A 25299-nucleotide genomic window follows, 5' to 3' on the forward strand; every position below is an offset into this window, starting at 1 on the left:
CAACGTCTTCTATTTTCTGGTATAATTTCTGAAGATTTAAAATAAATCTAACTGAATGAAAATACAAAAAAGTCAACTAAACTTATATGTCTAGTTGACTGTAGGTAATGCTACACTTCGATGAGATCTTTTATATCCCATTTCACAAGAAATGTAATAGAGTCTGAACGTTTTTTCTTTTCTTCATAGGACTCTGCAACGACGTTTCGTTGTTTTTGAATTTGTTCAGCGATAAATCCAGCTTCTAATTGATAAGAAGAATGTCTGTTTTGTTTTTGGCGTTCAGCGATGAGTGTGCCTTTAAGTTGGAACTGCATTTCACGACGCTTATGTTCAATAATGCTTAAAGTGCCCCAGCCAGCTTTTTCGAAGAACTGAATGACTTCTTCAGTTGTTTCTAGTGGATATTTTCTTGCAAGGTTTCTACCGGACCAGTATAAAATACCATCTAAATCGTTACCGATTAAATCTGGTAGTAATTCTTCACGTAGCAATTCATAAGCGAAGGCGTTCAATGAAACATCTTCTAAAGATGTTGTATCGATTGTATTTTTACTCACAATATTCCCCTCTTTCTATAGGGATTATTATATAACATTTCTCATTTATAAAAACAGATTTTTCTTTGGGAAAATCTGAATATATAAGAAGAAAAAAAGAATTGGCAAATTATATGCAAATTATGTATACGTTTTCTTGACGCTTCGACAAAAATAGGAGTAAAATGAACTTGGTATCAAATTATGCTGAAATATTTCGAATAATTTTTTCAGTTTTTCTTATGCCAATAGTGAAAAAACATTATTGTTGTAAACTAATCTGAAAACAGCAGTCAAACATTCAAGGGGGGTAATGGGGACATGAAAGGCCGCGAGTATACGTTTCGTAAGTGGCACTCATTAATGGGGGTCATCCCGGTTGGTGTCTTTTTGACGCAACATTTAATTGTAAACAACTTTGCAACACGAGGAGCAGAGGCTTTTAACAAAGCTGCAGGCTTTATGGAGCTCCTTCCATTCCGGTACGCGCTAGAGATTTTCATCATCTTTTTACCGATACTGTACCATGCTATATATGGCTTATATATTGCATTTACAGCTAAGAACAATGCGGTTTCTTACGGTTATTTCCGTAACTGGATGTTCGTCTTCCAAAGAATTTCAGGTATCGTTACACTGATTTTCATTTCTTGGCACGTCTGGGAAACTCGTATTCAAGCAATGTTAGGTAAAGAGGTAAACTATGATATGATGGCAGATATTTTAAACAATCCAGCTATGTTTGCATTCTACTTAGTCGGTGTTGTTTCAACAATTTTCCACTTTGCAAATGGACTATGGACATTCTGCATCAGCTGGGGAATTACAGTATCTCCACGTTCACAAAGAATCTCTACTTATGTAACATTAGCTATTTTCTTAGGTCTATCTTATGTAGGTGTGAGTGCATTATTAGCGTTCATCGATCCACAGCTAGCAAACCAGTAAGGAGTGGGAGAGCATGAAAGGGAAACTTATAGTAGTCGGCGGTGGCTTGGCTGGCTTAATGGCAACGATTAAAGCGGCGGAAGCAGGAGTAAATGTTGAACTGTTTTCTTTAGTACCAGTAAAACGTTCGCATTCTGTATGTGCCCAAGGTGGAATTAACGGTGCCGTAAATACGAAAGGTGAAGGGGATTCTCCATGGATCCACTTTGACGATACAATTTATGGTGGGGACTTCTTAGCGAACCAACCACCAGTTAAAGCAATGTGTGAAGCAGCACCTGGTATCATTCATTTAATGGACCGTATGGGTGTTATGTTCAACCGTACGGAAGAAGGACTTCTTGATTTCCGTCGTTTTGGTGGAACACAACATCACCGTACAGCATTTGCTGGTGCAACAACTGGACAGCAATTACTATACGCATTAGATGAGCAAGTACGTCGTCACGAAGTAGCAGGACTTGTAACGAAATACGAGGGTTGGGATTTCTTACGAGCTGTTGTGGATGACGAAGGTGTGTGCCGAGGAATCGTTGCACAAGACTTACAAACAATGGAGATTAAAAGTTTCCAAGCTGATGCCGTGATTATGGCAACAGGGGGCCCTGGTATCATCTTTGGAAAATCAACTAACTCTATTATTAATACAGGTACAGCAGCTTCTGCTGTATATCAACAAGGCGCATATTATGCAAACGGTGAGTTCATTCAAATTCATCCAACGGCAATTCCTGGAGACGATAAATTACGTCTTATGAGTGAATCTGCACGTGGTGAAGGTGGCCGTGTTTGGACATATAAAGATGGTAAACCATGGTACTTCCTAGAAGAAAAATATCCGGCTTACGGAAACCTTGTACCTCGTGATATTGCAACGCGTGAAATCTTTGATGTTTGCGTAGAGCAAAAACTAGGTATTAACGGTGAAAACATGGTGTACTTAGATCTTTCTCATAAAGATCCGAAAGAACTAGATATTAAACTTGGTGGAATTATTGAAATCTATGAGAAGTTTACAGGTGATGATCCTCGTAAACTACCAATGAAAATCTTCCCGGCAGTTCACTATTCGATGGGCGGACTATGGGTTGATTATAAGCAGATGACAAGTATTCCTGGTTTATTTGCAGCAGGTGAGTGTGATTATTCTATGCACGGTGGTAACCGCCTTGGTGCGAACTCACTATTATCAGCAATTTACGGTGGTATGGTAGCAGGACCGAACGCGATTGAGTATATGAAAGGTCTTTCTAAATCATCTGATGCTGTTTCATCTACTGTATATGAACAAAATGAATTAATCGAAACAGAGAAATTTAACAATATTTTAACGCTCAATGGTAACGAAAATGCGTATGTTCTTCATAAAGAGCTTGGAGAATGGATGACAGATAACGTTACAGTAGTTCGTGAAAATAAAAAGTTATTAGAAACTGATGCGAAAATTGAAGAGCTAATGGCTCGTTACAAACGTATTAACATTAACGATACAGCAAGATGGAGTAACCAAGGTGCTTCATTTACACGCCAACTTGCGAATATGTTTGAATTAGCACGTGTTATTACAATTGGCGCATATAACCGTAATGAGAGCCGCGGGGCGCATTACAAACCTGAATTCCCAAATCGTGATGATGCAAACTTCTTAAAAACTACGATGGCGAAATTTGAAGGAGAAGGAAATGCACCAGCATTCCATTACGAAGAAGTGGATGTTTCATTAATTAAACCACGTAAACGTGACTATTCCTCAAAACATGATGTAGCTGCTAAGGGTGAAGAGAAGGGGGATAAGCAACATGTCTGAGAAAACAATCCGCCTCATCATTACGAGACAAGATGGACCAGATGCACAAGAGTTTGACCAAGAGTTTGAAATTCCATATCGTCCAAATATGAACATTATTTCGGCACTGATGGAAATTCGTCGTAATCCTGTTGATTCAAAAGGAAATCAGACGACTCCGATTGCATGGGATATGAACTGTTTAGAGGAAGTATGTGGCGCATGTTCGATGGTGATTAACGGAAAACCACGTCAATCATGTACAGCTCTTATCGATCAGTTAGAACAACCAATCCGCTTAAAGCCGATGAAGACATTCCCAGTTGTACGTGACTTACAAGTTGACCGTAGTCGCATGTTTAACGCTCTAAAACGCGTTAAAGCTTGGATTCCAATTGATGGTACGTATGACTTAGGACCAGGACCAAGAATGCCTGAGAAGAAACGTCAATGGGCTTATGAGCTTTCAAAATGTATGACATGTGGTGTTTGCTTAGAGTCATGTCCAAACGTAAATAGTAAATCTGACTTTATTGGACCAGCACCGTTATCACAAGCTCGTTTATTCAACTCACATCCAACGGGTGAAATGCATAAAGCAGACCGCTTACGTGCAATTATGGGAGATGGAGGGCTTGCAAACTGTGGTAACTCTCAAAACTGTGTGCAATCATGTCCAAAGGGTATTCCATTAACAACTTCAATTGCGGCATTAAACCGTGATACAACAATTCAATCGTTCAAAGATTTCTTTGGTAGCGACAATAACTATTAATAAATATTGCCTCTTCATGTTGAAGAGGCAATATTTATAACTTTATTTTTCTGTTTATTCTGTTTGTTTTAAGGCGAAAAGGAGAGGGAACAATGAAGAGAATTTCTTATATTGAAGACTTTGAGCAATGGGAAAGTGGTTTTTCATTTTATAATCCTGTAAAAGTTCGTTTTGGTGAAGTAGATATGTTTGGACATGTAAATAATGTCGTTGCCTTTACTTATTTTGAAGAAGCACGTATCGCATTGTTTAAAGAACTTGGATTTATGCAAGAATGGACGCATGAGTCTTCAGAAACGATGATCGTTGTTGCAGATTTACAATGTAATTTTATTAAGCAAATATATTTTGATGAACAGTTGAAGGTGTATGTAAAAGCGGGAGCGGTTGGGAATTCTTCTTTAGATTTGCATTATATGGTGAAGAATGCAGAAGGAGAAGTTTGTTTAGTTGGTCGTGGAATGATGGTTCAAGCATCGAAAAAAACAGGAAAAGGCGAACCGTGGCCTGAAGAGTGGAAGAAAAAATTACTACAATGATAGAGTAAATGGAAAATAAGAGAGCGATTTGCTCTCTTATTTGTTGTCTTTCGTTGCTTCTTCTAATGTTAAATGATGTTTATATATGTATGTAGCATATGGATTACCAACGTAGCGCAAATGCCACGGTTCATATGCATATTCTGTGGTTTCTGTTTTATCTTCTAAATAGCGAATGATAAAGCCAAATTCATGAGCATGTTCCGCAACCCATTTTCCTTCGGCTGTCTCTCCGAAAATAGGCTCTAATTGGAATTTAGCAGATTTTGAACTAATATCCATCGCTAAACCAGTTTGATGTTCACTCGTACCAGGAATGGCACTTACTGAATCAGCTTCAGCTTTTCCTTGACGTCTAACGTATGTATCATGTAATGATTTTTGGCGTTTGTATGAACGATAACCAGATACAGCTGTAAGTTCAAGCCCTTCTTTCTTTGCCGCTTCAAACATATTTTCAAGCGCATCTGCAGCATCTTTGCGCAGCAATGTTTTTTCTTTATCTTTTGGACTAGTAAATGGTACGTTCGGTCTTGTTAAGTCTTCAGGTGTGTATCCGTCTGGTAGTTTTCGATGTTTATTAACTAAGACAAGATTAGACTCTGGATTTGTTACAACGGAAAAATCATTGTCTAGTTTTTTTGCATTATGATCAGCTTTTGGAAAAGCTGGAATCTCTTCTTTTTGGTGATTACTATGCTGTTGACTTTCGACAGCTTTCGCCTCATTTTGCAGTGGTGATTTAGAACCAAAGTAAGCGAAAGAAGTGATACCGATTACAATAGTAGTGGCAGAAATAATGATTATCTTTTTCATGATGCCTTGTAATCACAGTCCTTTCTTCATAAAATATGTATCGTTTTTTATTATAAGTCTAGTTTACTGAAAAAGAAATATAAGAGTCATAACGTAATAGAAATGCAAAGAAAATGTCAGAAAATGTGTGAAAATGTAGTATTTTTTTATATAATTCATTTCTTATCTTTCATGAAATTCATTTTTTATGTAATATATATACATAAGAAGATGTAGCGATTATCGAGAATGAAGAACTTCTTGTATAGACTAGGAGTGAATGGGAATGGATTTTGCAACAATTATTGGGCTCATTTTAGGATTTGTAGCGGTAGTAGTAGGGATGGTCGTCAAGGGCGCTGACGTAACAGCCTTATTGAATCCTGCCGCAGCATTAATTATTTTTATCGGTACATTTGCTGCAGTATGTATAGCATTTCCGATGAATCAACTAAAAAGAGTTCCAAAATTATTTAAAGTTCTTTTTGGTTCAAATAAAAAGGATTTAAGTTATGAACAGTTGCTAGAATTGTTTGTTCATTGGACATCAGAAAGTAGAAAATACGGTATTTTGTCTTTAGAGCAACAATTAGACAAAATTCAAGATGAATTTCTTTTGCGTGGTATGAAATTTGTGATTGATGGCGTATCCGCAGAAGATCTAGAGCAGATTTTAGAAGCTGAATTAGAAGCAATTGAAGAAAGGCATGCAAAAGGAGCAGCAATTTTTTCTCAAGCTGGTACATATGCACCGACATTAGGGGTTTTAGGTGCTGTTATTGGTCTTGTAGCTGCACTTGGCAATTTAACTGATATTGAAAAGTTAGGTCATGCTATTTCGGGTGCGTTTATTGCAACGATTTTTGGTATTTTTTCAGGCTATGTATTATGGCATCCATTTGCAAATAAATTAAAGCAAAAATCTGCAGCTGAATTAGAGAAAAAACGTTTAATTATTGATTGTTTATTAATGTTACAAGAGGGTACATATCCGTTTATTATGAAGAACCGCATTTTAGGTGCACTTTCTGCAACTGAGCGTAAAAAGCTTGAAAAAGGGGCAGAAAAAAATGCGGAGTAAAAAAAATAGAAGACGTAAGAAAAAAAAGCATGATGAACATATCGATGAAACTTGGTTAATCCCTTATTCTGATATGTTAACGTTGTTATTTGCATTGTTCATCGTTTTATTTGCGATGAGTAGTATAGATGCTGCGAAGTTCAAACAGATGGCAGTAGCGTTTCGAAGCGAATTAGCAGGTGGAACAGGAAACAAAGAGTTTTTAAGTGATCAAAAGCCGAATGAAGAGAAAGAGTTATCGGCAAGTAGTCTAGAATCTGAGAAGATTAAAAAGAACGCTGAAGCTGAAGTAAAGCAGCAAGAAATGAACGAATTAAAAGCGGTACAAAAAGGTATCGATAAGTATATTGAGGAAAATCAATTATCTTCTTCTTTTAAAACTGATTTAACAGAAAAAGGACTAAAGGTAACGATATTAGAAAATGTACTATTTGATTCTGGGAAAGCGGACGTGAAATTAGAATCGCTAAGTATTGCAAAAGAAATGTCTAATTTACTTGTTTCAGCATCACCTCGTGAAATTACAGTATCTGGTCATACAGATAATGTTCCTATTGCAAATGCGCAATTTGCATCGAATTGGGAATTAAGTACGCAGCGGGCAGTTAATTTTATGCAGGTATTACTGCAAAATAAAGAATTACAGCCAGGGAAATTTAGTGCGGTTGGTTACGGAGAATACCGTTCAATTGCCCCAAACGATACGCAAGAAGGAAAGGCGAAAAATAGACGTGTAGAAGTGTTTATTTTACCTTTAACGAGAAATATGCAATAAAGAGGATGGCGAATGCCATCCTCTTTTATTTTGCATCAAATGATTTTAAGTTGTCGCGACGGATTTTATCTTTTTCTGCATCTGATTTTTTGAAATCATAATCATATAAAGCTCCTTCCCAATCACCATACATCGGATTCGGGAAAATAATAAATTTCTCACCAAATTGTGTTTTTAAATCTGCGACTGCTTGATTTCGATCTTTTACTGATTTCCCATCAAAACCAGTGAAATCAGATAAGTTATCGCCGAAGAATAAGACGATATCATGTGTTTGCGAAACGAGTTCACGGCGTTTTTCTTTTCCTTTGTCTTTTGGATCTTGTAGTAATATATGTTCTTTCGTTGCTTGAGGAGCACCTACACGTTCAAGATTTTTAATTGTTGCATCTAGTTGGTTCGTTTTACGATTTGAGATGTAGTAAATATCTACACCTTTAGATTCTGTATATTTTAAGAAATCAATTGCGCCTGGAAGAGCTTCAGCTTCAGCCTTATTAATCCAGTCATCCCATTTGTAAGGATAGCCTTTTCCTGTCTTTACACTCATTGCTTGATGAGGACTGTTATCTAAAACAGTTTCATCTAAATCCAGTACGATAGCAGGTTTTTTCTCTGTCCCTTTTGCAAGAATTGCATCGAGCTTTAATTGACCGATATTGTATCCTTGGTAGTAAAGTGCTTTCGTCTCACCAGCTGTTTGATACCATAAATCAGCCATTAATTGCTGGTCTGTTAATTTTGCCTTCTCTTCTTTCGCCACAGTTTTCTCTTGTGTTCCTGAACATGCTACAAGCGATGTAGATAGAACTGCTACAGATAATAAAGTGGTAATGCCCCTCTTCATCTTCATATGTATCCTCCTCGATGTTAGAAAATCAGTTAATATTATATATCGAAAAATAATATTTTTTGTATGAACATTTGCATATTGTCTTTTGTATATATAGTAGTATGTCCTATATTAGAAAGATGAGAAAAATGTTGGGAATCATTTTGACAAGTTTTATTGTCGTAATGACAATTATAATTGACAAATTACATGATATTATTTACAATTTTAACTAAATAGAACAAATGATGGATTAAGACGGTGCTACATATTAAAAGGATGAAGCGTAGTGCTATATTTTATCCTACATAAACATAGTCTTTGAAAGAGAGTATGAATGATACTAAAGGGGAGGCTTTATACTTTGAGTTTACAAATTCAAAACTTAACGAAACTATTTGGGGAATCAAAAGCAGTTAACGGCTTGCAAATTTCGTTACCTAAAGGTGAAGTGCTAGGATTACTTGGGCGAAATGGTGCAGGGAAAACAACGACAATCAAAATGCTTCTCGGATTATTAACGCCTAATGAAGGATCTATTACATGGGATGGAAAATCATTTGGGACTAGTGGGGTAACAATTGGATACTTACCAGAAGAAAGAGGTTTATATACAAAAAGTAGAGTAATAGATCAGTTGCGATATTTTGGTAGATTAGAAGGAATGACGAAAAAAGAAGTAGACCTTGCTATTGATCACTGGTTAGATCGATTGGCAATACCGGAATATAAATTTAAAACGGCAGGAGAGCTTTCAAAAGGGAACCAGCAAAAAATCCAATTAATTGCTGCTCTACTTCATAATCCTGAACTTCTCATTTTAGATGAACCGTTTAGCGGACTAGACCCAGTTAATGCTGGAATGTTAGCTAGCATTATTGAAGAACAAGTGCAGAGCGGAAAGACCATTATTTTATCTAGTCATCGTATGGAACAAGTAGAGGCTTTTTGCCAACATGTATGTATTTTGAAAAAAGGCGAAGCAGTCGTAAAAGGCCAATTAAGTGATATTAAAAAAGAATACGGTTTCCGTAATTTAACGATTGAAGATACAGAAGAGAATGAGAAGGGATTAGAAGCTATACATGTATCGTATGAAAAACAACAAGGCCTTCTTTATGTGCAAGTACAAGATGATGCAGAAGCTCTAAAGATTTTGCAACAGTTGCAAGAACAAGGTATTACCTTACGACAATTTAAAATGTTAGAGCCGACGTTAAACGAAATCTTTGTAGAGAGGGCGAAATAACGATGCGTAAATTTTCTCACGTATTTTCATTTTATTTTAGGGAAGCATTTTTATCTAAAAAGTCATTAATTACGAGTGCGATTTTATTTTTAGTTGTGTTTGGGCTTTTTGCATTTAATCATTTCACTGCTGATAACGATAAAGGAAAAGATAAAATTGCGGTAGTAACGGAAAGCGATACTTATAAAGTGCAAGAAAGTGATGTGAAAAAGTTACTTCCGTCTGCTAAAGTAACTGTAGAAAACAAGGATAAATTTAATGAGCTACGTAAGCAAGTGGAAGATGGGGAGTTAGACGGTTTATTCCATATTACAGAAAAGAATGGTATTCCAGAAGTGACGTATATGTATAGTGGTTTTCCAAGCCAATCAACGGCTACACTTATGGCAAGTTATTTAAAGGAACAGTATACAGCGGTAATGATTGAAAAAAATAATGTATCTGCAGAAGTAGCAAAACAGTTGCAAATGGAAATTCCGTTAAAACAAGAGGCAGTAAAGGATCATGCATCTTCCTTTGGAATTGGCTATGTTTTCTCGTTTGCTTTATATATGTTTATTATTGTGTTTGGAACTGCAATAGGGACGACGATAGCATCTGAAAAGTCATCTCGTGTTATGGAGTTAATGCTTCCGAAAGTAAAACCATTAACAATGCTACATGCCAAAATTTTAGCAATTGTTTCTAGTGCTTTACTATTACTAGTTATTGCTTCCTTCGGGTTTCTTGTACCATATTTATTAGGTTGGGTAGACTTAGAAAACGCATCTTTAATAGGACTTACACTAGACTTCTCTAAATTGGATGCGGTAGTAATTAGTATGTTCGTTGTATATTTTGTTACGGGCTACTTACTATATGCAATGCTATATGCAGCAGTTGGGGCTGTTGTATCAAAAATTGAGGATGTGCAATCTCTTTCGTTCCCAATTACAATGTTAGGTATAGCAGCATTTTTCATTAGTATTAAATCATTATTTGATCCTAATAGTACATTAGCTGTAGTTAGTTCATATATTCCATTCTTTACACCTATGGTTACATTTTCAAGACTTGTAGCTGGTGAAGCAGGCGCTGTAGAAATTGGTGTGACGTTAGTAATTTTATTGGTGACTATCGTTATCATCAATATGCTTACAAGCCGCATTTACGTAAACGGTGTAATGAATTACTCAGATAAAGTGAAATTTAAAGATTTAGCGAAGTTTATAAAGCGTCAATAATGAGAGAAAAGTATGATTTCCTATTGGAATCATGCTTTTTCTTTATGTATAAATTAAAAATAGTATATAATAATAAGAGTCGTCTTTTAATAGAATGAATACAAAGGAGGGTGTGCAGATGGGGATTAGTAGTCGTTTTACAGTAGGTGTTCATATGTTAACGTTACTTGCGATAGATCGAAACTCTCGCTGTACCTCTGAATGGATTGCTGGTAGTGTGAATACAAATCCAGTTGTGATTCGTCGCATTACAGGAATGTTGAAGAGAGCAGGACTTGTTGATGTACAAGCTGGTAAAGGTGGTACGACACTTGCTCGTGATTTAGAAGAAATTACATTACTTGATGTATATAAAGCAGTGGAAGTTGTAGAAGAAGGACAGCTATTTTCCTTCCATGAAAATCCCAACATTGAATGTCCAGTAGGAGCTAATATTCAATCAGTATTAGAAATTATTTTAATGCAAGCGCAAGAAGCGATGGAAAACGTACTTGCAAATGTAACGGTAGATCAATTAGTTACAAACTTAAAGTCCAAAATGAAAGAGTAAAAAAGCGAGCAACCTCATAATGAGGGCTCGCCTTTTTTTATTCAGAAATATTGAAAATTCTATTTTTCAGTATTTAAAATAAATTTACCAACAATAGCTGCTACGATACCACCAAGAATTGGTGCAACGATGAATACCCATAGTTGAGAAAGTGCTTCTCCGCCAGCGAATAAAGCTGGTGCGATACTACGAGCTGGGTTAACAGAAGTTCCAGTTAACGGAATTCCTAATAAGTGAACTAAAACTAATGTGAAACCAATTACTAATCCTGCTAGAGAAGAACTTCCTTTTTTACCTGTTACAGCAACGATAACTAAAATGAATACGAAAGTTAAAATGAATTCAACTAGAAATGCTCCAGATAAACCAAGAGTTCCAAAACCATTTTGTCCTAAATTATCTAAAGGTGTTTTAGCAGAGCGTAAAATCGTTACTAACGTTGCAGTTCCTAATAAACCACCTAAAATTTGAGCTAATACATAATAACAAAGTTCCATAGCGTTCATTCTTTTGTTGATGAACATAGCTACTGATACTGCTGGGTTAATGTGACATCCAGAAATTGTTCCGATGCTATATGCCATAGCCACAATAGATAGACCGAAAGCCATAGCGATTCCTAATGTTCCAATTCCTTCAATTCCGCCGCCAATGACAGCTACTCCAGTTCCGAATAATACAAGTACAAATGTACCAATAAATTCAGCGATTGCTTTTTTTAACATAATTTACCTCCTAATATTGCGCATGAAACGTATTATAACATAGGTTTTAGTATAAACAGCTAATGAAATACTATTCTGATAAGGCGAAATAGGGGGACAATAAAAAAGGAGTATGGTTCTTTGGGATAGAACCATACTCCTTTTTATGCTGTTTTTTTCTGCTTAACGATTGGAACAGATCGATTTAAAATGCTATTTGCAACCATTCCTAACATAATAATAATCATTCCAAGTAGGGAAAGCCCACCAGGGAATGAACCATTCAAGAAAACAATTTCGCCAAGCACGGTAAAGACCATCGTTCCAGCTTGGGTTGCTTCAACAGCTCCAAGTAGGGCGAGGTTATCTTTTGCTAAGTCAGTAGCAAAGAAAAATGTCATCGTTGCAATTACGCCAGAACATAATGCTAACAAAAAGCCTTGCAGCATTTGGCTTGATGTTGGAATACCGGTAGTAGAAAATCCATATATACCAAGTAAAATTGTTATAGGAAGACTGCCTATTGCCATTCCTAATACGCGTTGGAACGTATCGAGACGGCCGCCAACAAGCTCCATCATTTTTCGGTTGCCGAATGGATATAAGAAAGCAGCCACTACGACAGGTAAAAATCCTGAAATAAACTGAATCATTGTAATATGACCTGCTGCAGTCGCTTGCATACAAATTACACCAAGTAAAATAAATAATGCAACATATAAACTACGAAGTGGAATTTTTCCGCGTACAAGTTTTGTTCCTGATTTCGTTTCTATTTTAACGAAGAACAATGGCGATAAAAGTAATCCTGCTAATATCGTAACTTGCCAAGTTCCAGCAACGAGCCACGCTGGAGAAAAGACAGCTGCAAAACTTAATAAAGAATAGAATCCAATACCAGCAACAGAACCCCATCCGATCCACGCTAATGGATGTTTCTTTAATTCTTCCCATAACCCCCTTAAGTTTTTGCGAAATAAAACGATAAGGAATAAAATAGGGAGAGCGAATAAAAAACGGAAGGAAGCTGTCCAAGCCCAGCTCGTTCCAGATACATTCATCGCTCTATTAATAATAAAGGTTGCGGAAAAAAAGGCTGATGATAAAAGGCCTAATAAAATTGCGCGCATGAAGTGTAGCACTCCTTTCGGAAATTGATGATTATGTATAGTATGATATACTTAAAAATAATAAAAGTAAACTATTTTATACTTTAAGGTGGTTTTATAGATGAAAGAACATGAAGATATGCAAACGAAAGAGGTCATTCAGCAAGTAGGTCAGTTATTAAGACAAATTCGAAATGAACAAAAATTAAGTTTAGAAGAATTAGCCCAAAAAACAGGAGTTAGTAAATTAACATTAGGAAAGATTGAAAGAGGAGAAACAAATCCGACGTTAGCTGTCATTTGGAAAATAACGAAAGGGTTATCGATTCCTTTATCCAGATTGATGGTTGTTGGAGAACCTGTAGCTGTTGCGCGCTGCGGAGAAGGATTTGCAGTAGATGTAGGACAAGCATGGCATTTAGAAACGATGTTCCGTTATACGAAAGAAACAGGAATGGAAATGCATCGTGCTTGTTTAAGGGCGAATAGTATATATGAACCAGAAGCTCATCATGAAGGTGCTATTGAGCTTGTAACGGTAATGAAAGGGAAAGTATCGATTCAAGTGGAAAATGATGTATACGAATTGAATGAGTTTGACTCTATTCAATTTGAAGCGAACAAAAAACATAGTTATAGAAATGAAGAAGATGAAGTAGCAGTATTACATTTAACGATGAAATATTCTTCATAAAAAAATCACCTATAGAATTCTATAGGTGATTTTTTATATTTCGATTAAGTATATGCAGGAGGCCACTAGTACGAACGTGGCATAAGTAATAAACAAATAAAATAAACTAAAAAACCAGTCCCAAAACATAAAACAGCAATGACCCAAAGTATGCGAATGAGGGTAGAGCTAATATCAAAATATTCCCCTAAACCACCGCATATACCAAATAGCATTTTATCAGTTTCGGATTTACATAACCTTTTTGACATCTTCTAATCCACTCCTTTTTTAGCAAGCTATATACTTCTATTCTATATGGGAATTTATGAGAAGACTATGCGGTTGTATTACAATTTTTTTGTAAAGTGATCTATGTTTTACAATTCAGATACGGGGTTATATAAACAATGGATTTAATTTATAGTGTAGTCCAATGGTTTTTGATAAAAGTAAAAAGGTCTTGGGTAGCAAAGCTAAACTACCAAAAGGGCCTCATATTATTGTTTCATTTTGTAGTTCAATTGTCGGTGTACCCAATGTGAAAATCTATAAAAAATACTTAGTGAAAGAGTAACCGCTATACTAACCCAAATGCTTGTTAAAGGATTGATTAAGAAGTAAGTTACATAACCGGTAAGGGTACCAATAATCGAAATGATTGGTATAATGATGCTTATTTTTTGTTTACTAAAAATAAGGAATAATATTGTGATGATAAGAGATGTATAAAGAATACCAAAGAAAAAAATAATTTCTAAAATAGTATAGTTTGTAGTAATTGTAATGAAAAAAGCTGAAAATCCGATAGTTATAGAAATAAAATGAGTTGTATATAATTTGAAATTAATTTTTGTACGTATCATCGGTATAAAATCTCGAATGAGTTTAGTAAATCCATGCATCCAAGAAATAAAACTGGAAGTTATTGCGCTTAAAGAGCCGATAACGAGTAGATAAAATAAAATGGTAAATTCTATTTTTTTAGGAAGCTGAGCTAGAAGATCGTATAAATGATCTAAGCTCCCACTAAAGATAACTATCATAATTAGAGAAGCGAACGCCAAAGGGATAGTAATCCATATAAATCCTGATAGTAAAAAAGTCGGAATGATTTTTTTAGGATGAATGCGGAAAGCTTTATCCCAAGATGCAGGGCTTATTAATACTCTTCCTGTTTCGATGAGAATGCCGGCAGTAAGAAAATATATTCCATTTATATTTTCATAAAATAGCAGATAAGGGTGATATAAGCGAATTCCATCGTATACATGGGTAATGCCATCTTGTACAAAAAAATAAATTGGAATAATAATCATAGTAGAAAACATTAATACAGTTTGCATAATAGCCATTTTAGTGAATAGTTTAGCGTTACTTAACATTACAAATATTGTACAAAGGGTAATGAAGAGTAAAGAGCCCAATGTATATGGAATATGGAAAAAAACATTAAGTAAAATACTAGCAACTTTCGTTTGAATGAACATACTTTCTATACTTAATAGAACAAGGAAAGAGCATACAATTATATATCCTTTGTGAGAAAGTTTATATAATAAGTAATCGTGAATGGATTCGCCCTCTGGGAATGTAGAACGTATTTTTTTTATTAAAATCCCCAATAAAATAAGAGTGAAAGGGCCAATCATAGCGTAAAGAATACCAGCGATTAGCCCATAATTGATAATAGATTCAGGTAACGCGAGCGTCGATATACTTGCGACCCATTTAGATAATAAAAGAACAGTCCCAGTTCCGATACCTAATTGTAATGGTGTGAAAGCAGAGTTGTTTTTCGTCACAATTTATCCCTCGCCTCTATATTCTTTCGGAGTCATTCCGGTCATTTTACGAAAAACAGTACTGAAATAATGCTGACTATTAAAACCAGATCGTTCAGAAATTTGAGAGATACACCAATGTGGGTGTTCCGTTAAATATTTCTGTGACATTTCAATCCGATATTGCATGATATATCCGGAAAATGAAATACCTACTTCTTCATGAAACCTCCGGCTTAAATAAGTCGGATTTGTATGTACTTTAGTTGCGATGTCTGCTAAGTGTAGTTTGTCATGAAAAGTTTCATGGATGATGTCTAATGTATCTTGAATAATACGTGAGTAGGAAGGAGTATGGGAATCTCCTTTGTATTTTTGTAATATATCGATGAGTTCCTTTTCTATAATTGGCTTTGTTATGTAGTCAATGACGCCTAGACGAATAGATTGTTTTGCATAATCGAAATTTTGATATGCGGTTACGATGATGATATCCAAGTTAGCGTTATTATGTTTTAATTTTTCACCTAGTTGTAGGCCAGACATGCCTGGAAGGTGGATATCTAAAAGTGCCAAATGAATTGGGAATTTTTCATTTATAGCTAAAGCTTCATCCGCATCTAAAGCTAGGTGTAGTGTCCAATTAGGGAACTGACGGTGGATAAGAAATTCTAATTGTTCCAGTTCTAGTGGTTCGTCATCTACTAATAGTACGTTCATTTTTGTACTACCTCCTCTGTGTTTTTTTCTGTGATGAAAGGCCATGTGATTTCAACTTTCGTGCCGTTCTCTTTTGTAGAAAGGAAAGAGAACGTAGTTTGTTCTTGAAAGAATAACTGAAATCGTTGTTTTATATTTTCAAGTCCGTATCCGCTTTCTTCCGTATGGGAAGTAAATGGTTCGTTTTGAGTACCGTTGTCGGATACTAGAAGTGTAATTCGGTTATTTGTATTGTATAGATGAATATTTAAAATTGCTTGACCAGCTTTTTTTTCTAGCCCATGTTTAAAGGAATTCTCAACTAACGTTTGAATAACGAAAGGTGGAATATAAGCATTGTGTAAATCTTCAGAAGAAGTAATGCTTACTGAAAGTCTCGAGCGAAATCGCATTTTTTGAATCTCAATATAATAATTTGTATAGGCCAGTTCTTCAGAGATAGGAATTAATAAATCAGTTGTTTTATATTTTCCTTTTAAAAATAGAGAAAAGATCTCGAGTGATTTGACAACTTCATCTGTTCTCTGTAGACGAGCTAAGCTTAAAATTGTATTTAATGTATTGAATAAAAAATGAGGTTGAATTTGTTGAGTGAGTTGATGATATAAAGACTGTTGCAACTCTCGTTCCAGTGCTATTTTTTTCTTTTCACTTTCTAGTAAGTCGATTCGTTTTTCAAAAATAAATAAAAATAATAAAATAATAGCTCCAAAAATTGGAGCTAAGACAAGTATAGTTATTAATACGGCAAATGCTTCATAAGTTAACATACATACCTCAATCTTGTTTTTTTATATTATACTAAAGTATTGTAAATGTTTCTATTATTCAGATTAAGATTAGATAATATGACAGGCTACTTTGTGATCATCACTTACAGATTGAAAACTTGGTTGCTCTGTTGCACATTTTTCAATTGCGTAGGGGCAACGAGTATGAAAACGGCATCCTTTTGGCGGGTTTAGAGGAGAGGGAAGGTCTCCTTTAAGTTCAATACGCTCTTTTTTCGTTCCTGCACTAATGGTAGGAATTGCTGAGAGAAGCGCTTTTGTGTAAGGGTGTTGCGGATTGTTAAAAAGAGAATGTTTATCGGCAATTTCCACAATGGTACCAAGATACATTACAATAATGCGGTCCGATATGTGACGAACAACAGCTAAATCGTGAGAGATGAATAAATATGTTAATCCATATTGTTGCTGCAACTGCTTTAACAAATTTAAAACTTGTGCTTGCACTGAAACATCTAAGGCGGAGACAGCCTCGTCACAAATGATGAGTTTTGGATTAACAGCTAAAGCGCGTGCGATTCCGATTCTTTGTCGTTGTCCACCACTGAATTCATGTGGATAGCGCTTCACTGCATCGGGTGGAAGACCAACTTTGCCAAGCAACTCAATAACCTTTGTTTTTCTTTCTCCTTTTGGACATACATTTTGAATGGCCATAGCTTCTTCTAAAATATTGCCTACTGTTTGTCTAGGGTTTAAAGAAGCAAAGGGATCTTGAAAAATTACTTGTAAATCCTTTCGAACTTTTCTCATTGCTGATTTATTTAATTCTAGTAAATTTTTATCTTGAAATATGATATTTCCACTTGTTGCTTTATCAAGGCGTAATATTGCACGCCCAGTTGTGGACTTCCCGCAACCAGATTCCCCAACAATACTGACAGTTTCCTGTTCGTAAATTGTAAAGCTAATATCGTCAACTGCTTTAATAAAGCTAATAGAGCGTCCTAGAATTCCTTTTTTTATAGGGAAGTATTGTTTTAAACTTTGTACTTGTAATAACTCTCGTTTGCTTATTTGCGTAGTAGACATTTTATAATACCTCCAATTCTTCTGAAGCTGATTTATCCCAAAGATCTGTAAACATCCAGCATCGAACTTCGCTTCCATCTTGCGTGAGTTGAAGTTCTGGAAGAGTGTTGTGACATAGTTCTTTTGCATGGGTGCATCTATCAGCAAAGCGACATCCGTTCGGCATATGGTACGGACTCGGTACGGATCCAGGAATCGTTTGTAATTCTTCCTGGTCTGCATCGAGTCTTGGAAGAGATTGAAGGAGTCCGATTGTATAAGGGTGTTTTGGGTTAGTAAATATATGATCGATACCTGCATATTCGACGATTTTTCCAGCGTACATAACGGCGACTCTATCGCATGTTTCTGACACGACTCCTAAGTCATGTGTGATCATGATAATTCCCATACCGAGTTGCTTTTGAAGTGATTTCATAAGTGATAATATTTGAGCTTGAATTGTTACATCAAGAGCAGTTGTTGGTTCGTCTGCAATGAGTAAATCTGGATTGCAAGCAAGTGCCATTGCAATCATAATGCGTTGTCGCATTCCTCCGCTTAGTTCATGTGGCTCTTGCTTTGCACGCTTTTCAGGAGAAGGAATCCCAACTAGTTTCAACATATCGACGGCTTTATTCCAAGCTTCTTTTTTACTTAATTTTTGATGGATACGAATTGCTTCTGCAATCTGTTCCCCAACAGAATATACTGGATTCAAAGATGTCATTGGTTCTTGGAAAATCATTGAGATTTGATTTCCACGAATTGCACGCATTTCAGCTTCTTTTTGCTGTAATAAATTTTTTCCTTTAAATAAAATGCTGCCTTCAATTTTACTGCCGCTTTCTCGGTCAATTAATCTCATAATGGATAGAGAAGTGATACTCTTCCCACAACCAGATTCCCCTACGATGCCGAGTGTTTCTCCTTTAGAAACAGAGAAATTTAAACCATCAACCGCTTTGCTTACACCTTCGTCTGTAAAGAAATGTGTTTTTAAATCTTTAACTTGTAATACCTCTTCCTTTTTATTCATGTTTGTGCACCCCCTTAATTAAGCTCAATACGTTTATTGAAATGACGGTATAAAATATCAACAATAAGATTGACTAGAACGAAGATGACCGAGGCGATTAATACGCCCCCTTGTAACATTGGTAAGTCTCTCATTCGGATGGCGTCTACAATCAATCTTCCAAGTCCATTTATAGCAAAAACTGATTCTACTAAAACTGTACCACCTAAAAGTGCACCAAATTGTAATCCAACAACAGTAATAACGGGAATTAATGCGTTCCTCAAAGCATGTTTATATATAACGACTCTTTCTTTTACTCCCTTTGCTCTTGCTGTTCGTATATAATCTTGGCGTATAACATCAAGCATACTTGAGCGAGTCATACGTGCTACGATTGCGGCGCCAGATGCACCTAGTGTAAGTGCTGGTAAAACCATGTGCATCCAAGTTCCCCAACCAGAAACGGGGAATATTTGAATTTGAACAGAGAAGTAAAAAATGAGCATAAGTCCAAACCAAAAACTTGGTAATGAGACACCTAATAAAGCGATAATCATAATGGAAACATCTGTCCAAGAATATTGCTTTGTAGCGGAGATGATACCAGCAATCATTCCGATTACAACTGTAATGACGATGCTACACAGTGCGAGTTCAATAGTGATTGGAAGGCGGATTAGTACTTCGTCTAACACTGGGCGGTTAGAACGAATCGAAACCCCGAAATCTCCTTGTAATATATTTCCAATATAAGAGAAATATTGCATGATAAAAGGCTTGTCCAATCCTAATTGGTGGCGTATTTGCTCGACAGTTTCTTTTGATGCTCCTTCACCAGCGATAAGGAGAGCTGGGTCCCCGGGTACCATTTGCATAATTAAGAAAACAACGAATACAACGCCGAAAAGAACGGGAATTAATTGTAGTATTCTACGAAATATAAACATTAGCATGTATCATCATGCCCCTTTCTATTTTTTAAGTCTCGGATCAAGTGCGTCACGTAACCCGTCACCAAACATGTTTAAACCGATTACGAGTGTAGACATTGCAATTCCAGGAAACATTGCGATATGCGGTGCGGTAAATAAAAAGTCACGTCCATTACTTAACATTGCTCCCCATTCAGGTGAAGGTGGTTGTGCCCCAAGTCCTAAAAATGATAATCCAGCTGCAGATAAAATTGCTGTAGCTAAGCGTAAAGTAGCTTGGACGATAATGGGCGATAAGATGTTAGGGAATATATGCTTCATAATAATGGTGAAATCCCTTGCTCCTAGTGCTCTTATAGCATCGATATACTCTAATTTTTTCACTGTTAATGTAGAAGCTCTAACGATACGAGCAAACATAGGGATTGAGAAAAAGCCAATAGCGATAATTACGTTCACAAGACTTGGTCCTAGCGCCCCTACAATGGCAAGAGCAAGTAAAATACCAGGAAAAGCTAGCATGATATCGATGATTCTCATAATCACTGTGTCAAACCATCCACCATAATAACCAGAAATAATACCGAGAATAATGCCGAACAACGCTCCTATAAATACAGAAGAAAATCCAACAAGTAATGAAAGGCGTGTCCCATGTAAAAGGCGACTTAAAATATCTCTACCTTTATCATCTGTTCCCATCCAATGTTCCATGGAAGGTGGTTGTAACTTATTGACTAACTGAATATCAAATGGATTATAGGGTGCTAATAATGGGGCAAATATAGCAATTAAAATATAGAAAAGAACGATAATACCTCCGATAAATGCCATTTTGTTTTTCTTTAATTTTCGATAGCCAGTTATCAACTTCGATGTATTCTTCATTTGAATCGTTTGTAATGAAGTTTTTTCTTCTTTAGAAAGACGAACTTCCATTTTTCATACCTCCCTTTCTTTATGAATAAATTATCAGAAAATTAATTTGAGTCAACGGATTTAAAACAATAGGTAAAGAAAATGCAAATACAAGTAAAAATGTTTAAAAATAATTCAGAAAATTCAAATAGTAAAGAAAGTGCAAATAGAAGTAAAGATGTTTAAAAACTTTTTCTGCAAAGTTATTTATAATTACAAATACATAAACAAATTTGCAGAAGAGAAGGTAGTGAAATTATTCGCTATTAGAAAGTAGGTGAAATAGAACGATAGGTTTAAGGTTTCACTTTATGATGTAGAGATAAAAGAAAGTGGAGGGGGAAGGGCGATGAGGTTCAAAAGAGGACTTGTCATTTGCTTTATCACAATTTTATGTCTTTCAGTTTTTCTAGCGGGGTGTTCATCTAATACGAAGACAAGCAAAGAAGGATCGGGGAGCAAAGGGGCGAAAGAAGGCGGTGTTTTAACCATTGCTAGACTGTCAGATGCTGATAACTTAGATCCACATTTTATTACAAACATTCCTTCAGCGAGTGTTGTATACCATAAAGTGTATGAAAACCTTGTACAGCGAGATAAAAATATGGATTTTAAACCTATGTTAGCAAAGGAATGGAAACAAATTGATGATGTGAACTGGGAGTTTAAGTTACAACAAGGAGTGACATTCCAAGATGGTGCACCGTTTAATGCTGAGGCAGTAAAGAAAAACTTTGAACGTGTATTAGACCCGAAAGTAGGTTCAAATCGAGCAACTGTTTATTCCATGATTCAAGAAATAAAAGTAATTGATGAATACACAGTACAGTTCGTATTGAAATACCCATACTCACCTCTTTTATCTATTTTCGCAAGTAATGAAGGGAGTATTTTAAGTCCGAAAGCAATTGATGAAAAAGGAAAAGGTTTAGCTCAGCATCCAGTTGGGACAGGTCCATATACTTTTAAGTCATGGAAACCAGGTGAAGAAATTCGACTTGAAAAGAATAAAAATTATTGGGGTGAAAAATCAAAGGTTGATGAAGTTGTATTCAAAGTAGTACCGGAAGATGCAACACGTATTGGAATGATTGAAACTGGTGAAGCTCACATTGCAGAGAACTTACCTGTAACTGAGGTAGAGCGTGTGAAAAATTCACCATCCATGGAGTTAATTGAAAATGAAGGTTTAGGTGTAGAATATATTGGCTTTAATGTACAGAAAAAGCCATTTGACAATCCGCTCGTTCGTCAAGCGATTGCACATGCGATTGAAACGAAAGGGATTTTAAAAGGGGTATATAACAATGTTGGGACTGAAATAAACTCCGTAATGACTCCTAAAGTATTCGGTTATACGAAAGACGTAAAAGGATATAAGTATGACATTAATACCGCGAAAAAATTATTAGCAGAGGCTGGTTATCCAAATGGGTTTAAAACAACAATTTGGACGAATGACAGCAAGGTTAGAATGGCATTAGTGGAAGTAATTCAATCTCAATTAAAAGGGATTGGCGTTGATGTAGAAATTAAAGTTATGGAATATGGTGCGTTTTTAGCTGCAACGAATAAATCAGAACATGCGATGTTTGTTGGAGGATGGGGAAACGCAACAGGTGATGGTGACTATAATCAATATAATTTATTCCATTCTAGCTCACACGGAGCAACTGGTAACCAATTTTTCTATAGTAATCCGGAAGTAGATAAATTAATAGAAGATGCTAGAAAAGAAAAAGATGAGGCGAAGAGAAAAGAATTGTACAAACAGTTACAAGAGATTGAATTAAAAGATGCTTTACTCGTACCAATTCGAGGGATTAATCATATTGCCGCAACTACGAAAAATATAAAAGGATTTTGGATTGATCCATCTGGGTATTTACGACTGGAAGGTGTAGAGCTACAGTAAGATAGAAAATTTTATCTGTTTTTGTTTCGGTTGTGAAGTAGAAAAATCATATTGCGAAGGGAGATTGAAAAAGTGAGTGTAAAATCACAATATTGGTTAACGAATGTGAAACTTGAATGTGGGTACGTATATGAGGAATCGCGAATTACAAGTACAGAAACGGAAATTTGTAGTTTGCTTATTGAAGATGGAAAGATTACGAAGATATTACCTGGAATTGTATCAGAGCAAGATGGTGAAGTAGTAAATGCAAATGGTTTACTGGCATTACCAGCATTTGAAGAAATGCATATTCATATTGATAAAACGTATTATGGTGGACCATGGAAAGCATGTACACCAGTAAAGAGTATATTCACTCGTATTCATGAGGAGCAAACTATTCTTCCGAAGCAATTAGAAACTGCAAAGAGTAGAGCGGAGAAAATGTTGCAATTACTTCTTGAAAACGGAGCGACAAATATTCGAACACACTGCAATATTGATCCTGTAATTGGTCTTGGAAATTTAGAAGCAACGATTGCAGCACTGGAAACATATAAAGATAAGTTATCAGCAAAAATCGTAGCATTCCCGCAACACGGTTTGTTACGAAGTAATTCCGTAGGGCTTGTAAAAGACGCTATGCGTATGGGGGCTCATTTAGTAGGTGGAGTAGACCCAGCTACAGTAGACGGTAATATTGAAAAATCATTAAATACAATTATGGATATTGCAGTAGAGTTTGATTCAGACATTGATATTCATTTACATGACGCGGACCAACTCGGAACATTTACAATGAAGAGATTAGCTGCATTAACAGAAGAAGCAGGGTGGCAAGGAAGAGTTACGATTAGTCATGCTCTTGGACTTGGAGATGTGTCTGTTGAAGAAGCGGAGGAAATGGCTGAACGACTTGCGGCACTAGGCATTGATATAACGTCAACAGTTCCAATTAGTAGACATGTAATTCCAGTTCCGTTATTAAATCGTAAAGGTGTAAAAGTTTCACTAGGAAACGATAGTATAACTGATCATTGGTCTCCATTTGGAACGGGAGATATGTTGCAAAAGGCAAATTGTTTAGCGGAGAGATTTAGATGGATTGACGAGCGCTCTTTAGGGAAAGCACTTCAGTTTATTACGGGCGGGAAATCTATATTAGATGATCAAGGAAATCGTCAGTGGCCAAAAATTGGGGATGAAGCAAATATCGTCTTTACAGAAGCGTCATGTTCAGCCGAGGTAGTAGCAAGACAAACAGAGCGTTGTGCTGTTTTATATAAAGGAAATGTTGTTGCTGGTAGTTTGCAAAAAACGGCTATAAATAATCTTGTTTGAGAGGATGATTGAAATGCAAAATGTGTATTGGTTAACGAATGTACGATTAGAAACAGGTTACAAGTTTAATAATGAAGTAGTTACAGGTACAGAAACAGCTTTGCATCATTTACTCATACAGGATGGGAAGATTGAAAAGATTGTACTTGCGGATGTGCCGCTTCAAACAGAATATGAAACGAAAGATGCGAAAGAATTGCTTGTTCTTCCATCATTTGTGGAAAATCATTTTCACCTTGATAAAACAAAACTTGGTGGCCCATGGGAAGCATGTACACCAGTAAAAAATATTATTGAGAGATTAGAGTTAGAACAGCAGGAGTTACCAATTTTAGCTCAAACAACTGGAGAGAGAGCAGAGTTATTACTAAGAAATATTTTAAATGCTGGTTCGACTCATATTCGAACGCATGTAAATATTGATCCGTATATCGGTCTTAAAAACTTAGAATCTGTCCATCAAACTTTAGAGAATATGAAAGGTGCGTTTACATATGAAATTGTAGCATTCCCGCAGCATGGTTTACTTCGTACAGAAGCGCATGCTCTTATGAGAGAAGCGATGAAAATGGGTGCAACTTTAGTAGGTGGTGTAGATCCAGCTACTGTAGATAATAATATTGAAAAATCACTTTTTGATATGATGGAAATTGCTGTAGAGGCAAATGCAGATGTTGATTTGCATTTACATGATGCAGGACATTTAGGTATTTATACAATTAAAAAATTAGCTCAATTTACAGAGGAGGCTAATTGGGACGGGCGTGTTGCGGTCAGTCATGCGTTTAGTCTTGGCGATGTATCTAAAGAAGAAGGAGCAGATATGGCAGACTTATTAGCTGAGAGAGGAATGTCTATTATTACGACAGTACCAATTAACAGAAATATGCCGCCGGTACCATTGCTTACAGAAAAAGGTGTTTCCGTTTCTTTAGGTTGCGATAGTATGTTTGATTCATGGGGGCCATTTGGAAATGCTGATATTTTTGAAAGAGTAGGGCGTTTAGCAGAAAAGTATCGCTGGATTGATGAGAAGTCTTTGTCTTCTTCTTTGGCATATATTACAGGTGGAAAAACACCGTTGGATCAAGAAGGGAATCAAGTTTGGCCTAAAGTAGGAGATAAAGCTGATTTCGTCTTCTTACAAGCTACTTGTTCAGCAGAAGGGATTGCTAGACGAGTAAAGCGATCAGCTGTAATGAAAGACGGAAAAATAGTAGCAGGTTCCTTGCAACATGTCCAAGGAGTATTGATTTAATTTACGTATCTCCCTAATTTATATATATTTTTTAAGGGTTCCTAATGA

The 25299-nt window shown here is 36.0% G+C and carries 26 protein-coding genes; 13 read left to right on the forward strand and 13 right to left on the reverse strand.

The genetic code is table 11. The annotated features are described in order from the left end of the window. Positions 1-110: 110 nt before the first annotated feature. The gene (locus BAQ44_RS02430; RefSeq protein WP_000042227.1) at positions 111-560 is read right to left on the reverse strand and encodes a YslB family protein; all 450 of its coding nucleotides are present in this window, start codon (positions 558-560) and stop codon (positions 111-113) included. 300 nt (positions 561-860) lie between these two features. Here BAQ44_RS02430 and sdhC point away from each other — a divergent pair, with 300 nt between their 5' ends. From sdhC to BAQ44_RS02450, 4 genes are all read left to right on the forward strand, one after another. Then, on the forward strand, positions 861-1487 hold the full coding sequence (sdhC, locus tag BAQ44_RS02435; RefSeq protein ID WP_000678354.1) for a succinate dehydrogenase cytochrome B558: 627 nt from the start codon (positions 861-863) through the stop codon (positions 1485-1487). Between the two features lie 13 nt (positions 1488-1500). After that, positions 1501-3294, forward strand: coding sequence for a succinate dehydrogenase flavoprotein subunit (gene sdhA, locus BAQ44_RS02440; protein ID WP_064472621.1), 1794 nt, complete (start codon positions 1501-1503; stop codon positions 3292-3294). After that, the gene (sdhB, locus tag BAQ44_RS02445) at positions 3287-4048 is read left to right on the forward strand and encodes a succinate dehydrogenase iron-sulfur subunit (protein WP_001291830.1); all 762 of its coding nucleotides are present in this window, start codon (positions 3287-3289) and stop codon (positions 4046-4048) included. The genes sdhA and sdhB overlap by 8 nt, the downstream gene beginning before the upstream one ends. Positions 4049-4140: 92 nt before the next feature. After that, positions 4141-4587: an acyl-CoA thioesterase gene (locus tag BAQ44_RS02450; RefSeq protein WP_063261309.1), complete on the forward strand. Its 447-nt coding sequence runs from the start codon at positions 4141-4143 to the stop codon at positions 4585-4587. A 36-nt stretch (positions 4588-4623) separates the two neighbouring features. Here BAQ44_RS02450 and BAQ44_RS02455 read toward each other — a convergent pair whose 3' ends face one another. Then, positions 4624-5403 carry a M15 family metallopeptidase gene (locus BAQ44_RS02455; RefSeq protein ID WP_071720558.1) on the reverse strand — a complete coding sequence of 260 codons (780 nt, stop codon included), beginning with the start codon at positions 5401-5403 and terminating at the stop codon, positions 4624-4626. A 265-nt stretch (positions 5404-5668) separates the two neighbouring features. Between BAQ44_RS02455 and motA the strand changes: the two genes are divergently transcribed. Together motA and motB are read left to right on the forward strand one after the other, a co-directional pair. Then, positions 5669-6463, forward strand: coding sequence for a flagellar motor stator protein MotA (gene motA, locus BAQ44_RS02460; RefSeq protein WP_063261307.1), 795 nt, complete (start codon positions 5669-5671; stop codon positions 6461-6463). Beyond that, a complete protein-coding gene (gene motB, locus BAQ44_RS02465; RefSeq protein WP_063261306.1) occupies positions 6453-7238 on the forward strand; it encodes a flagellar motor protein MotB in 786 nt (261 codons plus the stop codon). Before motA ends, motB begins: the two co-directional genes overlap by 11 nt. Positions 7239-7263: 25 nt before the next feature. Here the strand turns inward: motB and BAQ44_RS02470 are convergent, their stop codons facing one another. Next, positions 7264-8091, reverse strand: a complete 828-nt coding sequence (locus tag BAQ44_RS02470) for a 5'-nucleotidase, lipoprotein e(P4) family (protein ID WP_071720560.1) — start codon at positions 8089-8091, stop codon at positions 7264-7266. Positions 8092-8434: 343 nt separating this feature from the next. Here BAQ44_RS02470 and BAQ44_RS02475 point away from each other — a divergent pair, with 343 nt between their 5' ends. The 3 genes from BAQ44_RS02475 to BAQ44_RS02485 all read left to right on the forward strand — a co-directional run bounded on the left by BAQ44_RS02475 (position 8435) and on the right by BAQ44_RS02485 (position 11092). Beyond that, entirely contained in the window at positions 8435-9319 is an 885-nt protein-coding gene (locus BAQ44_RS02475) for an ABC transporter ATP-binding protein (protein ID WP_063261304.1), read from the forward strand. Positions 9320-9321: 2 nt separating this feature from the next. After that, entirely contained in the window at positions 9322-10542 is a 1221-nt protein-coding gene (locus BAQ44_RS02480) for an ABC transporter permease (protein WP_063261303.1), read from the forward strand. A gap of 118 nt (positions 10543-10660) precedes the next feature. Then, on the forward strand, positions 10661-11092 hold the full coding sequence (locus tag BAQ44_RS02485) for an Rrf2 family transcriptional regulator (RefSeq protein WP_000512998.1): 432 nt from the start codon (positions 10661-10663) through the stop codon (positions 11090-11092). A 59-nt stretch (positions 11093-11151) separates the two neighbouring features. Here BAQ44_RS02485 and BAQ44_RS02490 read toward each other — a convergent pair whose 3' ends face one another. Continuing rightward, complete coding sequence (locus BAQ44_RS02490) at positions 11152-11817, reverse strand: MIP/aquaporin family protein (RefSeq protein WP_000913204.1); 666 nt, start codon at positions 11815-11817, stop codon at positions 11152-11154. Between the two features lie 143 nt (positions 11818-11960). Continuing rightward, positions 11961-12926 carry a DMT family transporter gene (locus BAQ44_RS02495; protein WP_071720562.1) on the reverse strand — a complete coding sequence of 322 codons (966 nt, stop codon included), beginning with the start codon at positions 12924-12926 and terminating at the stop codon, positions 11961-11963. Between the two features lie 100 nt (positions 12927-13026). On the opposite strand from BAQ44_RS02495, the gene BAQ44_RS02500 reads away from it, so the two are divergent. Beyond that, complete coding sequence (locus BAQ44_RS02500) at positions 13027-13599, forward strand: helix-turn-helix domain-containing protein (protein WP_063261301.1); 573 nt, start codon at positions 13027-13029, stop codon at positions 13597-13599. Between the two features lie 65 nt (positions 13600-13664). Here BAQ44_RS02500 and BAQ44_RS02505 read toward each other — a convergent pair whose 3' ends face one another. From BAQ44_RS02505 to nikC, 8 genes are all read right to left on the reverse strand, one after another. Then, on the reverse strand, positions 13665-13850 hold the full coding sequence (locus tag BAQ44_RS02505) for a PspC domain-containing protein (protein ID WP_000044337.1): 186 nt from the start codon (positions 13848-13850) through the stop codon (positions 13665-13667). Between the two features lie 228 nt (positions 13851-14078). Next, positions 14079-15383 (reverse strand): SLC5/6 family protein, encoded by a 1305-nt coding sequence (locus BAQ44_RS02510; protein ID WP_071720567.1) that lies wholly within the window; start codon positions 15381-15383, stop codon positions 14079-14081. Between the two features lie 3 nt (positions 15384-15386). Continuing rightward, on the reverse strand, positions 15387-16082 hold the full coding sequence (locus tag BAQ44_RS02515; protein WP_071720569.1) for a response regulator transcription factor: 696 nt from the start codon (positions 16080-16082) through the stop codon (positions 15387-15389). After that, a complete protein-coding gene (locus BAQ44_RS02520) occupies positions 16079-16852 on the reverse strand; it encodes a sensor histidine kinase (protein ID WP_071720571.1) in 774 nt (257 codons plus the stop codon). Before BAQ44_RS02520 ends, BAQ44_RS02515 begins: the two co-directional genes overlap by 4 nt. Positions 16853-16921: 69 nt before the next feature. Beyond that, a complete protein-coding gene (locus BAQ44_RS02525) occupies positions 16922-17905 on the reverse strand; it encodes an ABC transporter ATP-binding protein (protein WP_071720573.1) in 984 nt (327 codons plus the stop codon). Between the two features lies 1 nt (position 17906). Then, complete coding sequence (locus BAQ44_RS02530; protein ID WP_071720575.1) at positions 17907-18923, reverse strand: ABC transporter ATP-binding protein; 1017 nt, start codon at positions 18921-18923, stop codon at positions 17907-17909. Between the two features lie 14 nt (positions 18924-18937). Beyond that, a complete protein-coding gene (gene nikB, locus BAQ44_RS02535; protein WP_000928487.1) occupies positions 18938-19858 on the reverse strand; it encodes a nickel ABC transporter permease in 921 nt (306 codons plus the stop codon). 18 nt (positions 19859-19876) lie between these two features. After that, complete coding sequence (gene nikC, locus BAQ44_RS02540) at positions 19877-20776, reverse strand: nickel transporter permease (RefSeq protein ID WP_084669438.1); 900 nt, start codon at positions 20774-20776, stop codon at positions 19877-19879. Positions 20777-21104: 328 nt separating this feature from the next. Between nikC and BAQ44_RS02545 the strand changes: the two genes are divergently transcribed. The 3 genes from BAQ44_RS02545 (at position 21105) to BAQ44_RS02555 (ending at position 25251) form a co-directional block, all read left to right on the forward strand. Further along, complete coding sequence (locus BAQ44_RS02545; protein ID WP_071720577.1) at positions 21105-22670, forward strand: glutathione ABC transporter substrate-binding protein; 1566 nt, start codon at positions 21105-21107, stop codon at positions 22668-22670. Between the two features lie 72 nt (positions 22671-22742). Continuing rightward, positions 22743-23993, forward strand: a complete 1251-nt coding sequence (locus BAQ44_RS02550) for an amidohydrolase family protein (RefSeq protein ID WP_071720580.1) — start codon at positions 22743-22745, stop codon at positions 23991-23993. 13 nt (positions 23994-24006) lie between these two features. Beyond that, the gene (locus BAQ44_RS02555) at positions 24007-25251 is read left to right on the forward strand and encodes an amidohydrolase family protein (protein WP_071720581.1); all 1245 of its coding nucleotides are present in this window, start codon (positions 24007-24009) and stop codon (positions 25249-25251) included. Positions 25252-25299 lie beyond the last annotated feature (48 nt).

This window comes from Bacillus mobilis, from assembly GCF_001884045.1.
GTDB classification, from domain to species: domain Bacteria; phylum Bacillota; class Bacilli; order Bacillales; family Bacillaceae_G; genus Bacillus_A; species Bacillus_A mobilis.

Bases quoted from the DNA above. Each gene is read 5' to 3' on its own strand.
- BAQ44_RS02505 (WP_000044337.1), bottom strand. From the start codon at position 13,850: ATGTCAAAAAGGTTATGTAAATCCGAAACTGATAAAATGCTATTTGGT.
- nikC (WP_084669438.1), bottom strand. From the start codon at position 20,776: ATGGAAGTTCGTCTTTCTAAAGAAGAAAAAACTTCATTACAAACGATT.
- BAQ44_RS02450 (WP_063261309.1), top strand. From the start codon at position 4,141: ATGAAGAGAATTTCTTATATTGAAGACTTTGAGCAATGGGAAAGTGGT.
- motA (WP_063261307.1), top strand. From the start codon at position 5,669: ATGGATTTTGCAACAATTATTGGGCTCATTTTAGGATTTGTAGCGGTA.
- sdhB (WP_001291830.1), top strand. From the start codon at position 3,287: ATGTCTGAGAAAACAATCCGCCTCATCATTACGAGACAAGATGGACCA.
- BAQ44_RS02480 (WP_063261303.1), top strand. From the start codon at position 9,322: ATGCGTAAATTTTCTCACGTATTTTCATTTTATTTTAGGGAAGCATTT.
- BAQ44_RS02530 (WP_071720575.1), bottom strand. From the start codon at position 18,923: ATGAATAAAAAGGAAGAGGTATTACAAGTTAAAGATTTAAAAACACAT.
- nikB (WP_000928487.1), bottom strand. From the start codon at position 19,858: ATGCTAATGTTTATATTTCGTAGAATACTACAATTAATTCCCGTTCTT.
- BAQ44_RS02485 (WP_000512998.1), top strand. From the start codon at position 10,661: ATGGGGATTAGTAGTCGTTTTACAGTAGGTGTTCATATGTTAACGTTA.
- BAQ44_RS02555 (WP_071720581.1), top strand. From the start codon at position 24,007: ATGCAAAATGTGTATTGGTTAACGAATGTACGATTAGAAACAGGTTAC.
- sdhC (WP_000678354.1), top strand. From the start codon at position 861: ATGAAAGGCCGCGAGTATACGTTTCGTAAGTGGCACTCATTAATGGGG.
- BAQ44_RS02490 (WP_000913204.1), bottom strand. From the start codon at position 11,817: ATGTTAAAAAAAGCAATCGCTGAATTTATTGGTACATTTGTACTTGTA.
- BAQ44_RS02495 (WP_071720562.1), bottom strand. From the start codon at position 12,926: ATGCGCGCAATTTTATTAGGCCTTTTATCATCAGCCTTTTTTTCCGCA.
- BAQ44_RS02515 (WP_071720569.1), bottom strand. From the start codon at position 16,082: ATGAACGTACTATTAGTAGATGACGAACCACTAGAACTGGAACAATTA.
- BAQ44_RS02525 (WP_071720573.1), bottom strand. From the start codon at position 17,905: ATGTCTACTACGCAAATAAGCAAACGAGAGTTATTACAAGTACAAAGT.
- BAQ44_RS02470 (WP_071720560.1), bottom strand. From the start codon at position 8,091: ATGAAGATGAAGAGGGGCATTACCACTTTATTATCTGTAGCAGTTCTA.
- BAQ44_RS02455 (WP_071720558.1), bottom strand. From the start codon at position 5,403: ATGAAAAAGATAATCATTATTTCTGCCACTACTATTGTAATCGGTATC.
- motB (WP_063261306.1), top strand. From the start codon at position 6,453: ATGCGGAGTAAAAAAAATAGAAGACGTAAGAAAAAAAAGCATGATGAA.
- BAQ44_RS02545 (WP_071720577.1), top strand. From the start codon at position 21,105: ATGAGGTTCAAAAGAGGACTTGTCATTTGCTTTATCACAATTTTATGT.
- sdhA (WP_064472621.1), top strand. From the start codon at position 1,501: ATGAAAGGGAAACTTATAGTAGTCGGCGGTGGCTTGGCTGGCTTAATG.
- BAQ44_RS02520 (WP_071720571.1), bottom strand. From the start codon at position 16,852: ATGTTAACTTATGAAGCATTTGCCGTATTAATAACTATACTTGTCTTA.
- BAQ44_RS02500 (WP_063261301.1), top strand. From the start codon at position 13,027: ATGAAAGAACATGAAGATATGCAAACGAAAGAGGTCATTCAGCAAGTA.